17 protein-coding genes are annotated in these 14660 nt (G+C 68.0%); 6 read left to right on the forward strand and 11 right to left on the reverse strand.

All coding sequences use genetic code 11. The annotated features are described in order from the left end of the window. Positions 1–144 precede the first annotated feature (144 nt). Positions 145–981, forward strand: coding sequence for a DUF899 family protein (locus ACH34Q_RS36260; RefSeq protein ID WP_395987687.1), 837 nt, complete (start codon positions 145–147; stop codon positions 979–981). A gap of 131 nt (positions 982–1112) precedes the next feature. Here the strand turns inward: ACH34Q_RS36260 and ACH34Q_RS36265 are convergent, their stop codons facing one another. The 3 genes from ACH34Q_RS36265 to ACH34Q_RS36275 form a co-directional block, all read right to left on the reverse strand. Further along, complete coding sequence (locus tag ACH34Q_RS36265; RefSeq protein WP_395987688.1) at positions 1113–2531, reverse strand: MFS transporter; 1419 nt, start codon at positions 2529–2531, stop codon at positions 1113–1115. 162 nt (positions 2532–2693) lie between these two features. Next, positions 2694–3188: a DUF3237 domain-containing protein gene (locus tag ACH34Q_RS36270; RefSeq protein ID WP_395987689.1), complete on the reverse strand. Its 495-nt coding sequence runs from the start codon at positions 3186–3188 to the stop codon at positions 2694–2696. Further along, complete coding sequence (locus ACH34Q_RS36275) at positions 3185–3637, reverse strand: ester cyclase (protein ID WP_395987690.1); 453 nt, start codon at positions 3635–3637, stop codon at positions 3185–3187. Before ACH34Q_RS36275 ends, ACH34Q_RS36270 begins: the two co-directional genes overlap by 4 nt. A gap of 124 nt (positions 3638–3761) precedes the next feature. Here ACH34Q_RS36275 and ACH34Q_RS36280 point away from each other — a divergent pair, with 124 nt between their 5' ends. Next, positions 3762–4379 (forward strand): TetR/AcrR family transcriptional regulator, encoded by a 618-nt coding sequence (locus tag ACH34Q_RS36280; RefSeq protein WP_395987691.1) that lies wholly within the window; start codon positions 3762–3764, stop codon positions 4377–4379. Between the two features lie 54 nt (positions 4380–4433). Here ACH34Q_RS36280 and ACH34Q_RS36285 read toward each other — a convergent pair whose 3' ends face one another. After that, positions 4434–5234, reverse strand: coding sequence for an SAM-dependent methyltransferase (locus ACH34Q_RS36285; RefSeq protein WP_395987692.1), 801 nt, complete (start codon positions 5232–5234; stop codon positions 4434–4436). A gap of 143 nt (positions 5235–5377) precedes the next feature. Then, complete coding sequence (locus tag ACH34Q_RS36290; protein ID WP_395987693.1) at positions 5378–5989, reverse strand: TetR/AcrR family transcriptional regulator; 612 nt, start codon at positions 5987–5989, stop codon at positions 5378–5380. 171 nt (positions 5990–6160) lie between these two features. Here ACH34Q_RS36290 and ACH34Q_RS36295 point away from each other — a divergent pair, with 171 nt between their 5' ends. Beyond that, positions 6161–6571, forward strand: a complete 411-nt coding sequence (locus ACH34Q_RS36295; RefSeq protein ID WP_395987694.1) for a DUF6463 family protein — start codon at positions 6161–6163, stop codon at positions 6569–6571. Between the two features lie 797 nt (positions 6572–7368). Beyond that, a complete protein-coding gene (locus tag ACH34Q_RS36300; RefSeq protein WP_395987695.1) occupies positions 7369–7710 on the forward strand; it encodes a hypothetical protein in 342 nt (113 codons plus the stop codon). 750 nt (positions 7711–8460) lie between these two features. Here ACH34Q_RS36300 and ACH34Q_RS36305 read toward each other — a convergent pair. Next, positions 8461–9144, reverse strand: a complete 684-nt coding sequence (locus ACH34Q_RS36305; RefSeq protein WP_395987696.1) for a hypothetical protein — start codon at positions 9142–9144, stop codon at positions 8461–8463. Positions 9145–9398: 254 nt separating this feature from the next. Here ACH34Q_RS36305 and ACH34Q_RS36310 point away from each other — a divergent pair, with 254 nt between their 5' ends. Then, the gene (locus tag ACH34Q_RS36310; protein WP_395987697.1) at positions 9399–9524 is read left to right on the forward strand and encodes a hypothetical protein; all 126 of its coding nucleotides are present in this window, start codon (positions 9399–9401) and stop codon (positions 9522–9524) included. Between the two features lie 299 nt (positions 9525–9823). On the opposite strand, the gene ACH34Q_RS36315 is transcribed toward ACH34Q_RS36310, so the two are convergent. Then, positions 9824–10369: a hypothetical protein gene (locus ACH34Q_RS36315; RefSeq protein WP_395987698.1), complete on the reverse strand. Its 546-nt coding sequence runs from the start codon at positions 10367–10369 to the stop codon at positions 9824–9826. Between the two features lie 1133 nt (positions 10370–11502). On the opposite strand from ACH34Q_RS36315, the gene ACH34Q_RS36320 reads away from it, so the two are divergent. After that, a complete protein-coding gene (locus tag ACH34Q_RS36320; protein ID WP_395987699.1) occupies positions 11503–11994 on the forward strand; it encodes a pyridoxamine 5'-phosphate oxidase family protein in 492 nt (163 codons plus the stop codon). A gap of 100 nt (positions 11995–12094) precedes the next feature. On the opposite strand, the gene ACH34Q_RS36325 is transcribed toward ACH34Q_RS36320, so the two are convergent. From ACH34Q_RS36325 to ACH34Q_RS36340, 4 genes are all read right to left on the reverse strand, one after another. Further along, the gene (locus tag ACH34Q_RS36325; protein WP_395987700.1) at positions 12095–12724 is read right to left on the reverse strand and encodes an ATP-binding protein; all 630 of its coding nucleotides are present in this window, start codon (positions 12722–12724) and stop codon (positions 12095–12097) included. A gap of 445 nt (positions 12725–13169) precedes the next feature. After that, positions 13170–13727, reverse strand: a complete 558-nt coding sequence (locus ACH34Q_RS36330; protein ID WP_395987701.1) for a hypothetical protein — start codon at positions 13725–13727, stop codon at positions 13170–13172. After that, positions 13724–14302, reverse strand: a complete 579-nt coding sequence (locus tag ACH34Q_RS36335) for a recombinase family protein (protein WP_395987702.1) — start codon at positions 14300–14302, stop codon at positions 13724–13726. Before ACH34Q_RS36335 ends, ACH34Q_RS36330 begins: the two co-directional genes overlap by 4 nt. 117 nt (positions 14303–14419) lie before the next feature. After that, positions 14420–14563 (reverse strand): hypothetical protein, encoded by a 144-nt coding sequence (locus tag ACH34Q_RS36340; RefSeq protein WP_395987703.1) that lies wholly within the window; start codon positions 14561–14563, stop codon positions 14420–14422. Between the last annotated feature and the right edge of the window lie 97 nt (positions 14564–14660).

Genomic DNA, 14660 nt, shown 5'->3' on the forward strand with positions numbered 1-14660 from the left:
GCGATCGGCGCTGCCGATCCACCTGGGTTGCGCTGAACGGGACCAAACCGTCTCGCCAGGATGTGTCGATCCCCGCCCATCCCGTTCGTAGAGGGGGTAGGGACGGAGATCAGGGCACCGTCTCGCCAACCGAGGAGGTTCATCATGCGCGGAGACTCCACCAGCCCCCACGAGCCCGGTGTTTCGGTGATCGCCGACGCGGCCAAGCCCCCGGTCGCCGACCGGGCCGCGTTCCAGAGCGAGCTGGACCGGCTTCGGATCCGGGAAAAGGCCCACACCCGCGAGGGCGATGCGATCGCCGCCGCCCGGCGCCGCCTCCCGATGGTCGAAGTCGATCCGCGGACTCCGCTGACCGGAGCGGACGGGCCGGTGCCGTTGATCGACGTCTTCGGCGGCCGGTCCCAGTTGATCGCCTACTTCCACATGTGGCACACCGGCAGGCCTGCCGCGGAGCAGTGCGAGGGCTGCACCTTCAACACGTCCCACATCAACGAGCTGGCCTACCTGCACTCGCGCGACGTCAGCTACGCGGTCTTCGCTGAGGGGCCGTACGAGGAGAGCTCGCGGTATCGCGAATTTATGGGCTATACCGCTCCCTGGTACTCGGTACCGCAGGACTCCGTGGACCGGCTGGTCGCGGACCGGTACTTCGGCATCCTGGCCTGCTATCTCCGGGACGGTGACCAGGTCTACGAGACCTACTGGACCTCCGGGCGCGGCAACGAGGCGATGGCTCCGTCGTACGGGCTGCTGGATCGGACCGTCTACGGCCGGCAGGAGTTCTGGGAGGACTCGCCGGCGGGCTGGCCGCAGCGCTGGGGTTCCAAAGGGGGCCAGTTCCGGCTGGACGATGGCCGTCCGATGGCCCAGGGGCCGCGGATCCAGGCCGGGCGCGACGACGACCTCGGCCCGATGCCGGACGGATGGACCGCGTGTTCCTGCTCACTGCACACGGGACCACCTGCCGGGGCGGCGACCTGAGCGCTGGACGTCTCTTCCGGGCATCGTCGAGCCGCTCGTTGCGGGATCGGGACGCGAAGGCGGGCTGGATCGTCGCCTGAATGGTGAAGGGCCGCCCCGGTCTTGGAGCGGCCCTTCGGTACAGGGGCGGGTCATGCGTCGATGGGTTCCCGGACCGGTGCCGGTACGGGCTTGGGGGTACGCATCGTGGCCAGGGCGAGTCCGGCTCCGGCGAGCGCGACGATCGCCGCGCCGATGAAGGCGGCCTGGAATCCGTTGGTGAGGCTGGGCAGGTTACCGAGCTTGTCCGCTCCGTTCGAGGTGGCGATGGCGGTCATGACGGCCAGGCCGATGGCCGAGCCGATCTGGTACGTGGTGTTGACGATGCCGGAGGCCAGCCCGCCCTGCTCGGGTGCCACGGCGCCGATCGCGGCCATGGTGGCCGGGATGAAGACCAGCGCCATGCCGACCGCCGAGATCAGCGAGCCGGGGAGCACGTCGGTGACGAACGATCCGCCGGGGCTGACGGTGGACAGGATGCCCAGGCCGGCGGCCAGGACGACGAGCCCGGTGACGATGAGCGGCTTGGTGCCGTACCGGCCGATGAGCCGTCCGGTGATACCGACCATCAGCAGCATCATCAGTGCGGTCATGGGCACGAGGGCCGCGCCGCTCGGGAACGCCCCGTACCCGAGGACCTGCTGCAGGTAGAGGTTGAGGAAGTACCACATCGGGATCCACGCGGCGCCCAGCAGTGTCATCGCCACGTTGGCGGCGGCGAGGTTGGGGGTGCGCCACACCGACAGCGGCATCAGGGGGTTGCGGACGAGGCGCTGCAGTCCGACGAAGACGACCAGGAGCACGGCGGCCCCGGCCAGCTGCAGCAGGGTGGCGGCCGAGCCCCAGCCGCGCTCGGGGGCCTGGACGATCGCGTAGACGGCCAGGGCGAGCCCGCCGGTGACGGCGAGTGCGCCGAAGACGTCCAGTCCGGTACGGCGTCCGGGTACCGACGGCAGGACGGCGGGGACGAGCGCCAGGGTGAGCAGGCCGATCGGGATGTAGATGATGAACACCCATGGCCAGCTCAGCCATTCGGTGATGACGCCGCCGAGGAAGACGCCTGCCGTACCGCCTGCCGGGGCGGCCGCGCCGTAGAAGGCGAGGGCCTTGGCCATCTCCTTGGGCTGTCCGGAGAACAGGACCATGAGCAGGGTCATGGCGGCGGGTGCGATCAGCGCCGAGCCGACGCCCTGGATGGCGCGTCCGGCGATCTCGGTGCCGGCGTTCCCGGCGGCGGCGGCGACGATCGAGCCGCCGATGAGGACGACCCATCCGGCGGCGAACACGCGCCGCGCGCCGAGGATGTCCGACAGCTTGCCGCCGAGCAGGAGCAGCCCGCCGAGGGCGACGACGTAGGCGTTGAAGACCCATTGCAGGCCGCCCTGGCTGAAGCCGAGGTCGCGCTGCATCTCGGGAAGGGCCACCCCGATGATCGAGGTGTCCATGATGACCATGAACTGTGCGGTGGCGAGCACGGCCAGTGCCCACCAGCGCCTGGGGTCGGGAGACATGGAAGGACCGCCCATCATTGTGGAACCGATACCCCTGGGGGGTGTGTGTCAGGGAACGTAGCACACGCGTAGGGGGTAGGGGTATCCATGGGCTCTGGAAGATCCGGGCTCTTGGAAGATCCGGGTCCTCAGAGGATCCGGGGCGCTCGGAGGATCCGGGCCTCAGAGGATCTGGGTGACCTTGTAGGCGATCCCGCCTTCGATCAGGTAGCCCGATGCCACGCAGACGATGTCGTTCAGCCACGCGTACTGCTTCGCCCCCGTCTCGAAGAGCGGGGTCGTGCGGAAGTAGTAGCGGGCGGGGTCGATCCGGTGCCTCGTCGCAGGGTCGGCCATGTCGGTACGCAGGTCGGGCGGGGTGATGAAGCGGCCGCCGTACGCCATGTGCACCAGGGCGGCGTCGTGTGTTCGCAGCGTCAGCCGTACATCGAGCACCATCGCCCCGTCGGGACGGAACAGCGCCCAGTCGCCACCGCCCGCGAGCACCTCGCCGTGCAGTTCAGGGCCGTCGAACGATCCGCCGACGGCACCGAACAGCACCCGCTGGCCGTACGGACCCTTGCCGATGTTCAGGGGCGGGTTCAGATCGACGACCATGTCGAAGAGGTGCGCCGTCTCGATGTCGCCGACGGCCCGTACCCGTGCGTCCGGTGTCATGACTCCTCGCTTCCGAAGATCCTTCGCCGGACCGTGTCCGTCGAGACGCCCGTCTGGGCGCAGAGTTCCGACAGGTCGAAGAAGAACCGCTCGCCGGCGATCAGTCCGTCCTCGAACGTGAACCGGATGAACACCGGCAACTCGGCACGCCTGCCGTTGGGGACGACACCGAACCGCTCACCGGTCATGGTCATCCGTACCGTTCCCCAGCAGGCCAGCGTGTGACCGTCGCTCGCGTGACCGTCCAGAACGACGTCGTAGTCCGGAAAGGACGCGAAGAACCGGGTCAGGGCCTTCTCGTTCTCGGCCGGGCCTCGCGCCGTCGTCCCGAAGGCCGGGGTCTCGAGCCGCATGTCCGGATGGAGCAGCTTCATCGCCGCGGGTACGTCCTGCCGGCTCTTGGCGATGGCCAGTGCCTGCGCCAGCTCGTACATCCGATGGCCGTCCATGTGCGCTCCTTGCCTGTGCGCTCGTTGCCTATGCGCTCCTTGGAAAGAGCGCCGCCCGATCGTCTCGAACTAAACGTACGACCGGTCGTACGTTCAATGCAATGGATATGGCAGGATGGCGCCGATGAGTGAGCTTGCAGGGCAGTCGGCGGTATCCGACCGCCGCCTGCTGCGCGGGGCGCGGACCAGGCGGGCCGTCGCCCGCCATGCCGTCGACGTCGCGTCCCTCGAAGGGCTCGCCGGGCTCAGCCTCGGCCGGCTGGCCACCGATCTCGGGCTGAGCAAGAGCGGTATCCAGACGCTCTTCGGTACGAAGGAGAACCTGCAGCTCGCGGCCGTCGAATCGGCGCGCGAGCAGTTCGCCGAGGCGGTGATCGGTCCAGCCGAGGCCGCGCCTCGGGGCGCCGCGCGGCTGCGGGCGCTGACGGAACGCTGGATCGACTACGCCGAAGCACCGCTGTTCCCCGGCGGGTGCTTCTGGTCAGCGAATCTCGCCGACTTCGACAGCCGCCCGGGGCAGGTACGCGACCTGCTGTTCCGGCACCATCAGGACTGGCTCGGGCTGATCGCCGGTGAGCTGCGGCAGGCCGCGGACGCGGGCGAGATCGCCGACCTGGACGCCGATCTCACGGCTTTCCAGATCGACGCGGTGCTCACCGCCGCGAACACCGCGCTGCGCCTCGGCGACACCAGCGCCGTGGACAAGGTCCGTCGCGTGGTCGACGGATTCCTCACGCCCTGAACGACGAAAACGGCCGGCGGAGGACCGCCGGCCGTGTGCTCGCGAATGTCTGGGTCAGGGCTTCCGGCCCACGCCCCCGGTCATGAACCGCACGTCGATGGTGCTGGCGTCCAGAACCGGTGTGTCCGGCCGCCACAAGGGAAGCGGGACCAGGCCGGGCGACAGGACGTCGAGCCCGTCGAAGAAGGCGGCCAACTCGCCGGGCGTACGGACCCGTCCGGTACCGAGTTGCTCCAGCAACTGCCGTTCCAGGTCCATCGACTCGGGCGCGTCGCCGAGGCGGGTGAAGTTGGTGATGAAGAAGAACGATCCGCTGGGCACGGCGTCGCGCAGCACTTCGACGATGCGGCCGGGGTTCTCGTCGTCGGCCAGATGGTGCAGGATCCCGACGAGCATCACGCAGACGGGCCGGGTGAAATCGATGCGGGCCTGGACGTCGGGGTGGTCGAGCACCGCCCGAGGTTCGCGGATGTCGGCGGTGACCACGGTGGTGTTGGCGGTGCCGGCCAGGATGGCGTGGCCGTGCGCCAGCACGATCGGATCGATGTCGACGTAGACGACGCCGGCGTCGGGATTGACCGCGTGCGCGACCTCGTGGGTGTTGCGGGCGGTGGGCAGGCCCGATCCCAGGTCGAGGAACTGGGTGATCCCCTCCTCGGCGGCCAGGTACCGGACGACGCGCTGCAGCATGGCGCGGTTGTGCAGCGCGATGTCGCGCAGCTCAGGCATGATCTTCAGGCTCGCCTCGGCGACCTGCCGGTCGATGGCGAAGTGGTCCTTGCCGTTGAGCATGACGTCGTAGACGCGTGCGGCGGTGGGGACGTCGGTGGGGATGTCGGGGGGCATCTCGGCCATGCGCGCCTCGTTCGGCTGGAACGGATCAGTCCCGGCATCGTAGCCCGGCGATCTTCCCGCAGACCGGCGAGAACCCTTGCGGCACAGGGCGATCGGCGCCTATGGCCGACTGTGCGGAGGACTGCGATCACGCGACGGCCCGGTCAGCTCAGCCCGGTAGGCACAGCCCGGTCAGCGCGGCTCGGCGGCTCCGAGTCGCTGTGGTGCCGGTCGGCCAGGGCGGTGATGCCGGCCGCGGCGGCGGTGGCGAGGTCGGTGACCATCGCGTCGTCGACGGGCAGGTTGAGGATGTACAGGGCGGCCGCGAGGGAGCCGAGCAGCAGCAGGTGGGCCATCGCGGGGTCGACGGGTCCGGCGAGCTCACCGCGGGCCGTGGCGCGTTCGATGATCTCGGCGAAGGCGGTCTGTTCCTCGGCCAGGAAGGTGTCCTGGAACCGGGTGTCCAGTTCGGGATTGACGGCGAGTTCGCTCATCAGGGCCGGTGCCAGGTGCCGGGCCGCCGGAGTGTCCATGCGGACGTGGAACGTGCGGACCAGCGCCAGCAGGTCCCCGTGCAGGGACCCGGTGTCGGCCAACGGGGGCGACTCCTGCTCGTGCATGGTGGCGGCGAACGCCATCTCGGCCTTGGAGGCGTAGCGGCGGTAGATCGCCGCCTTGCCCACCCCGGCACGAGCCGCGACCTGGTCGACGGTCAGCGCCGGGTAGCCGACCTCGTCGATCAGTTCACGGGCGGTCTGCAGGATTTTGTGATCCACGCGACTGTCTCGGGGGCGTCCACCCCGTTGCGTTCTCGCTGCCATACCCGCATGATACGGAACATGAGTACCGAAACTGCAGTTCCGGAACCGACCCGGCCCGACGCCGGCCGCCCCCATCGCCCGATGGAGCCGCACGGCACGGCTCCGCGACCGGAACGGAGAACACGGATGATCAAGTGGGCCGGCTGGATCCTCGCGTTCTCCGGAGCCGCGCACACGATCGCCGCCCTGACGGTGGAGAAGGCCGCGCGCCATGCCGGGACGTGGTTCAGCGGCGGACTGTGGCACGAGGACCTCGCCGAACTGGGCCCGGCGGGCAGCGCCTACTTCTTCAGTGTGGACAGCTTCGGCCCACCGCTCATGCTGGTCGGCCTGATCGTGCTTTGGCTGGACCGCCGCGGCATCACACCACCGGCGTTCATCGCGTGGATCCTGGGGATCTGGACCGTGGTCGACGCCGTGGTCCTCCCGTTCGCGCCCTGGCCGCTGGGCGTGCTCGCGGTCGTCCTGCTGCTGGTCGGAGCCCGCCGCGCCGCCCACCGCGACGACCCCGCGTCCCAGGCTGGACCTCCACGATGAATTCAGGCGCATTCTCAATTCCCGGACCAGGCCGACGAGACGCGACTTCCTCGGCCTGTCCGAGGCGGACGCGAATCTTCGGCCCTTCTTCGCTCGCCGACACCATGCCCCCGGCATGCGCGGAAAGTGAAAGCAGGTCCAGCCCCGTCAACCCGTCCGTTGGTGGTTGCATGCGGTCGCCCGTTGCGGCGCCTGTGGCTCTGATTCCTCGTGGCGGCTAGGATCATTGCTACGGCAGGACCGGCGGGCAGAGGGGTTGGGCTCAGGTATGCCGCTGTATTTGATGATCCTTCTTGGGGTGCTTGGAATAGGGGCAGCAGGTTTCTCCTACTACCGGACCCGTTCAGGCCGGTCGGATGTTGACGAGGTGTTCGACGGATTCAGCACAGGGGGCCGCACGCCCGCGCGCAAGAATCCAAAGAATCCCGATGACCCCGACCCCTACGGCGACATCGAGTCCTTCAGGCGCTGACGCGGCGAAGGCCGGGCCTTACGTTCGGCGATGGCCTCGAACCTGGCAGGGGAAACGAGCGTGGGATCCCCGTTCGTAGGGGACCCACCCGCGTGCCGTGCCGAAGCCTCATGGGGACAGGCGGTCTCGGGCTGACGCTGGTTCATCGCTGCTCCACCTTCGGTGTGCGATGTTCCAGCAGGTCGTGACAGGTGCGAGCCCCGGCCGGGCACGCAACAGATAGGGGACCCGCCCCCCGTCCCCCGGTCGGGTGTGCATCGCGGGGACGTTTCGGTTGGTGATCGGCAATTAGGCTGTCGGAGTGGCTGGTGAACGAACTCCCAGGGTGAAGCCCGTTCCGGTTGCGGAATGTAACGATGCCTGGGAGTTCCTCGATCAGGTTCGTGCCCGTCCCGGGATGTGGGTGCGCGGCGGGTCGCTGCGTGAGCTGGAGGTCATGCTGTGCGGGTATGGCGTCGCGCTGCTGGTGCATGGGATCGGAGAGGATTTCGCGTTCGGGCCCCGTGGCCGGTTCTCCGACTGGCTGAATGAGCGGTTCGGCTGGTCACTGGTGCTGGGCTGGGCCGCAGCGATCGAAGCGCATGCGGATGGAGAGCCTGCCTTGGAGATGTTCTTCCGCCTTGTCGAGGACTTCCGCCTCACTGCTCCTGGCTTGACCGTCTCGTAAGAGCCATCGCGTGACGGCGAGACCTACGAGGCCACCGGCGACGATGTGGACCGACCGCGCACCTGATCCCAGGCCAGCCGGACGCCCGCCCTGGGCCCGCGTGGCGCGGAGGCGATACAGGCGGTGCCGTCAGACCCGCCCGGTTGCGTGGGGATCGCCCCCGGGTCGGCCACAGGGCCTCGACCCACAAGATGCCCGCCCCAGTTCACTCCCAGTCGACTACGAACAGCGGCGGAGGACGGAATGACCGTACGGCTGTGACTGAGCACTTCAGTTGGCGAGCGTGGCTTCCCTCCGAGGGGGGCTCGCTGAGCCGATGTCCTGTCGCACTAGAGCCGGCGGATTCTCAGTCGTTCTCATTCGTGGTGTCAGATTCTCGTTGCGGCGCGTGCTGAGCGAACGAGACTTCCGCGAAAGCCAGATCGGTTGAGAACACCGGTTCGCGGCGACCTCAAACCATCTGGCACCACAGCAGGTCAGGGGTTCGCCACCGGACAGGCTCAATGCGACAGGACACGTCAGGCGGGTCACCCCTTTGGGCGGTTGAGGGGTAGCGCGAACCGTCCGGGATCAGTGTGCTGACACCGTGGCCCGCTCGGCTACTGTTCGCCGACTTTGAGTCCTCGGTGCACAGCATCGTGGCCCAGCCGCTCCTGCTGCCGTGCACGCCGCGCACGCCGCGTCATGACGATTGCGGGGATACCGAGCGCCAGCAGCACCGGGATCGCGGCGGTGATCCCGAACCCCGGGTCACTTCTTCGCCGGGTCCCACGCGCCGGCGTTGAAGCTGCGCAGGAGGACGATCAGCGCGGCCCCGAGCCGCCAGTCCACACCGGGTGCGTGTACGTGCAGTTTGTCGCCCTTGGATCTGAACTCCAGCGGGACCTGCCCGTTCGCGCGCCACCGGATGCGCCGGGGTGCGCGTGCGAAGCCGCCCTCGTTGCCAGGGACGCTGTCGAAGACGCTGATCACGAGGACCACCGTCATCAGGGGCAGCAGGAGCCACCACATCCACCACCATACGATCCTCCCCTTGAAGCCGACCGCTGCGGAGCCGCCGGGCTGGTGCACGGTCCAGCGGGTGCGCAGGCCCCTGCCGCGGAGCGTCTTCTCGCGCATGAGCGTGCCGATGACCTCGCCGTGCGCGCCGAGCACCTGAAACCTCGCGACGCCGCCGCCGGCCGACGGGGTCACCACGGTGGCCACCCGCTCCCGGCGTTGATCGTCGGCCCACAGGGCGAAGGAACGGGCCCCGCCGCCCCGGGCCGCGAGGTACGCGGACGTGCCTCCCGGCGGCAGTTCGCGCTCCACGTACACCGCCGACGGCGCCGGCCCCGACCCGTCGTAGAAGCTGACCATGTCCGCCACCTTCGCCTGCCCCTGGCCGTCGACTCGTCTCGGCCAGCCGTACATGGTCAGTACGTTGCCGCTCATTCGATGTGCTCCAAGTGGTAGCCGCGTGCGGTCACGTCCAGCGGAGTGGTAGATGAGCAGGTTCCCACGTGATCCTGTTTCTGCAGGTTAAGCGGTGAGCGTGCTCCAACTGCGCCCTGCGCGACAACTACTGGGAGTGCCATCGGCGCGGCGACGAATATGTGGCAGGCCACATCCCAGCCAGGGGCGGCGAGCCGGTCGGCACCGACGTCGACTCCCGGAGCCACGTCGGCCCCTCCGGGACACATGTCGGCATGGTCTTGGCCCACCCCTGGTCCGAGTTGCTGCAGGGTGCCGAGGAATACCTGCGCCACTGCGTGCAGCGCCCTGGCGTCCACCCCGACGCCAAGCACCGGCTGCAGGCGATCCTTGAGAAGTAGGACGCACAGAGCCCCGCCCGGCCAGGCGCACCTAGGAGGCTTTTGTCCCAACACAGAGCAACCTCGCGCAGCGAACTCATCTCCGCGCCGCGAGCTCGACGCGTACGCCGGGCAGGTGCGGCGCGTCCGCGACGCTGCCGCGGACATGCACGAGCCGTGGTTCTCGCCCACCGTGCCCGCCCACGCCCAGGGCGCCGGCTACCGGGCCGACTGCCCCCGGCTGCCAGATCGAGGCCGCCCTGTCGGCTCTGGCCGCCGACGAGGTCTGCGCCGGGCTTTGCCGTGTCACTCGGGATGCGCTAGCTGAGCAGGATCGGGCTATAGCAGGAGCCCCGATTGTGTACCGTCACCTTGACGCGGACCCTGACCCCCTCGGGCAAGTCCCGGTCCTTCATGTCGGTAGAGGCCTGGCCTTCTGGTGGCTCTGGGAGGTTGAACCTCCAGTTCTCTTCCCAGACATTCGGCTGGTACATGACGTACAGCCGGACCGTGGCCTTGGTGCCTGTCCCGTTGACGCCGCCGAATTTCTCCCCCTTGGCGTTGAAGGCACCTGCCGCGACGGCGTCGGTGTTCTTCCATCGGCGGTTCACCCCGCCGGAGATGCCGCCCGGGTCACCGTCGCTGGAGTCGCTGTTCCTTTCACAGCGCCAACCACTCGCGCCAGACGTCGACTTGCTCTTGGGGGCGACGCCGCTTGAAGCGAGGGTAACCGGCGCGGCGGCGGTTCTGGTGGCGGCCTTGGCCTGGCTGGATACCGACGCCGCGTCGGCAGTCGGCGCAGTGAGCAATGCCGCACCGACCAGCCCCGATAGCAGGCCGACTGTGATCTTCCCCGTGGCGTGCATGTATTCCCTTCCCTTTTGAGTGGCGGGTCCCCTCGGGTCCCCTCAGGAGTGCACACCGACCGACTGTCAGTGCACGGACTCCGATCGTGTTTACGTGGACTTGCGGAGCCCAGTGGGTGAGGCCCCGTAGGCGGCTCGGGATACACCCCGATTCTGGGAGCCGCGGCCGATCCACACGAGGGGCGTTTTAGCCAACGAGGGTCGCTTTCAAGACACTCGACGGAAAGGCACCCCGAGGGGCTCGGGCCTGTTGTGGGCTCCGACGCCCCGACTCCTGGCCGACGAGCGACCGGGAGGTCTGGTCGTCTGTACCGCTTGGGCGTCTGGATCGCCACCACACCCCGTACGGGCACGACCTCGGCCCGGACCGGGTGCTGGTCGGCTGGTCGCCCTGCACCTGCGCCGAAGCCCTCGGCCACCACCGCGGCCACCGCACCCACCAGTGCCTGACCTGCCGCCGCTACCGGATTACCAGCGTGCACTACGCCCCGCCACACCTGGGCGGCGGTCACCCCAACCGGTAAGCGGGCCCATTCTCCTGTGACGGCATAGCGGGCCTGCCGCGCCCGGGTCCGTACGAGTGGTTGCGGCCGTGAGAAGCAGGAACGTTTGTGCATCTTCAACTGTCGTCGGTCGCCTGAGCGTCAGCGGTTCTGAGCGCGGGATGCCAGTGCATCGGTCGCTTCGGCGTCAGCAGTCGGTCGCGACAACGCTCAGTTGGGGCCATCTGAAGCGGCGGGAGATCTACGCCGATGCCTTCGGCCGGTGGCCCAGCTGCTGGACGGAGACCTGTGGGCGCAGGAGAGGCCCGAGGTGCTGACCGCGCTCAACACGGACGCGCTGCTGGCCGATCACACCCACACCCTGGACACCGCCTACCGCAGGTGGGCGACCGCTTGGCGGTCAACACCAAGGTCCGCATCGATGACGACGGCAAGCGCGAGGACCACGACGATCTGTAGCGACCCCTTGCCCGCTGGTCGGCCCAAAGCGTCGCTGGTGCCTGCTCCAGCACTCCTCGTTCGCGGCTGGGGACAGGTCCGTTATCGGCACCCGGACAAGCGTCGGATTGTCGGACCCGGATGGCAGGCTCGATGTCTTCTGTGATGCATACGATGCGTAGGAGGGTTCGTTTGGCCAGTTGGCGTGAGGTCGCCGCTTCGGCGCCGGAGTTCGCTGCCCAGGTACGAGGCGCGTTCGAGGCGCACAAGCACAAGACCTTGGCGACGTTGCGAAAGGACGGTACGCCGCGAGTCAGTGGCATCGAGGCGTACTTCGTCGGGGACGACCTGTGGTTCGGGTCGATGCCCGGCGCGCTGAAGGCCCGAGACCTGCAGCGCGATCCGCGCTTCGCGCTTCACGGGCCGCCGGTCATCCTGAGTGCCGAGGATCCCGCCACGGCGCCAGGTGACGCCAAGGTCACCGGCCGGGCGATGGAGGTCACCGACCCGGAACGGCTTACCGCGATGCTCACCGGGCGAGGACTGGCTCCTGACGCCTTCAGCGACTCCCACTTCTTCGTCGCCGACATCGGTGAGGTCGTCCTCACTCGGATCGAAGGACCGGCCATGGTCATGGATCTTTGGCGGCCTGGCCACGGACTGCGGACTCTCCGCCGCGCTTGACGCACTCGCCTACCACGACCTTCACCGCCACGGACTCCGCGGAGCAACCCAGACGGCGGTCCGCGGTGCGGTCCCGCCCTTGGGTGAGCTGTGGTGAGGGTCAGCCGGCGGCGTGTTCTCGGGCGCGGGTCTGGGCGAGGCGGTAGGGGTCGGTGCCGGTCTCGATGAGGGTGCCGCCGAAGGTGACGCGGTCGACGATAGCGGCGCACAGACGCGGGTCGGTGAAGGTCTTGGCCCAGCCGCTGAAAGCTTCGTTGGAGGCGATGGCCAGGCTGTTCTTCTCCTCGCGCTCGGTCAGAACCTGGAACAGCAGCTCGGCGCCGCGGCGGTCCGGCTCCATGTAGCCCAGTTCGTCGATGCAGAGCAGGTCGACGCGGCCGTAGCGGGTGATGGTCTTGTTGAGCTGCCTGTCGTCGGCGGCCTCGACCAGCTCGTTCACGAGTTTGGTGGCCAGGGTGTATTTGACCCGGTATCCGGCCACGGCCGCTTCGGTGCCCAGCGCGATGAGCAGGTGGGACTTGCCGGTGCCCGAACCGCCGATCAGGCAGAGCGGTTCGCCCTTCTTCACCCATTCGCTGGACTCTACTGCGCTGCGGTGCTGGACTGCTTTTCCCGCCGGATCATCGGCCATTCCATCGATATCCGCCAGACCAGCACCCTGGTCATCGATGCGATGAGCGCGGCGGTCGCGCGACGCAAGCCGACGGCCAATCCACGGTGCTGCATCCACCGGTTGAGTCCGCCCAGTACACGTATGGGCGTTTGGCCGGCGGCTTCGCGAGGCGGGATTGCTCGGCTCGATGGGGACGGTCGGTGATTGTTTCGATAATGCCACGATGGAGTCGTTCTGGGGGACGATGCAGCTCGAACTCCTCGATATCAAAGAATGGCCATAAAGGACTGAACTCGCCGCCGTGATGTTTGAATGTCTCGATCTGGTACAACCCGTTCAGAAGGCATTCCAGCATCGGAATGCTCGGCCCGGTCACCTTCGAGGAGCAGTACCAAACCTCACAGACCGGACACTGACCCATCTCACCCCAGGTGGCCGTGCTACGTAGGGAACCTCACGAGATGGTTTTGCGAGACTGGCGGGGTGGAGTTGACCCCCGATGTCGATTTCAGAAGTTCTCCGCGCGAATGTCAGAAGTCGTCTGCACTGACGTTGGGCCGGCCTATGTGCTTGTGTTGAGGGTGTCGGCGTAGTGCTGGCGGCGTTCGGCGATGAGAGCGGCGACGTTTTCGGCGGTTGCCTCTGGAATCTGGAGTAGGTGGCCCAAGAGGTTGTCTCGCTGCTGGTGACCGGAGCTGCTGACGTGGGCGATCGTGTGGGCTGTTCCGCCACCGGCGAGGAGCAGGCGGTGCGGGATGCCACACCAGGTGTCGAAGCTGGTGACGACGGCATCCCAGAGAAGCCAGACGTCGTCGGGCCGGTGGTGCTCGGCGACCAGGAGCGCTGCGGTCTCGATGCTGTGGCTGAAGCCCCAGCAGTGGCGGTGGAATCGGGCCTCCTGGTCCAGGAGGAAGCAGGCGAAATCATGATCCGCCGGTCCCGGAGTGCGGATGAGCGTGTCCAGGACGTCTCTGCGATCCTTCCACCAGCGATCGAGGGGCAGTCCGGCCTCGTCGTGGTCTGCCTCGAATCGTAGGAGGTCCCAGCGTTCGATGTCCTCCAGCCACCAGGTGAGGCTGAAGGCGCCGTCGGCCGCTTCGCCGTGTCGGACCGCGGTCATGACCGGGGTCCGGGGACGCTGTTGGGTGGGGTGGCGCGGTTCAGGACGCGGTAAACGGTAGCGCGGCCGATGGAGAAGACCTCCATCAGCTCAGCGATGGTGTACTCGCCGGTGGCGTGCATCCGTACAAGTTCGGCCTGCTGGCGGGCGGTGAGTTTGGGCTTGCGGCCCTTGAGCCTGCCGCGGGAGCGGGCGATGGCCATGCCCTCGCGGGTGCGCATCTTCAGCAGGTCGGCCTCGAACTCGGCGAACACGGCCAGCATGTTGAAGAACATCTTCGACATCGGGTCGGCCGGGTCGTAGATGCTGCCGCCGAGCGAGAGGCGGACGCCCCGGGTGACGAGGGCGTCGCCGATATCGCGGGCGTCGGGGACCGGGCGCGCGAGTCGGTCGAGCTTTGGGACGACCATGGTGTCGCCTGCGCGTACGGCGGCCAGGGCCTGGTCGAGGCCGGGCCGCTCTCGGTTGGTGCCGGTCAGTCCCTTGTCGAGGTAGATCCGGTCGGCGGGGACGCCGAGGGCGGTGAGGTCTTGCAAGACGGTCGAGCACCGGGCGTAGCCGATCAGTTCTCCCACCCGCCGATCGTACGGTTTAAGCCCCCTTCTTCGGGCACTTTCGCGGCCCACTTATCTGAGACGGAATTTCCGCAGGTCGAGTCCTCGCGCGAGGAACGATGCCTCATCGAAGGACTGTCAGACTTCTTTGCGGTCAACGTCTTCAGCCCGCACCGCCGAGACCATCTCGGTGCTCTTCTCCAGCAGACTGACGACCGCGCGGTAATTGATCGTCAGGCTCGCCTGGATTCGATCGGCCGCGCGATCGAAGACATTGAGCATCGGCGCCGCCGCCTCATCCGAAGCCTCGAGTTGACGGATGATGTCGATGTCTCCCTTATGAACGAGATCCGCGCTCGCTCAGCGGAACTCGGCAACG

The organism is Actinomadura sp. 9N407 (assembly GCF_044326315.1).
Classification (GTDB): Bacteria; Actinomycetota; Actinomycetes; order Streptosporangiales; family Streptosporangiaceae; genus Spirillospora.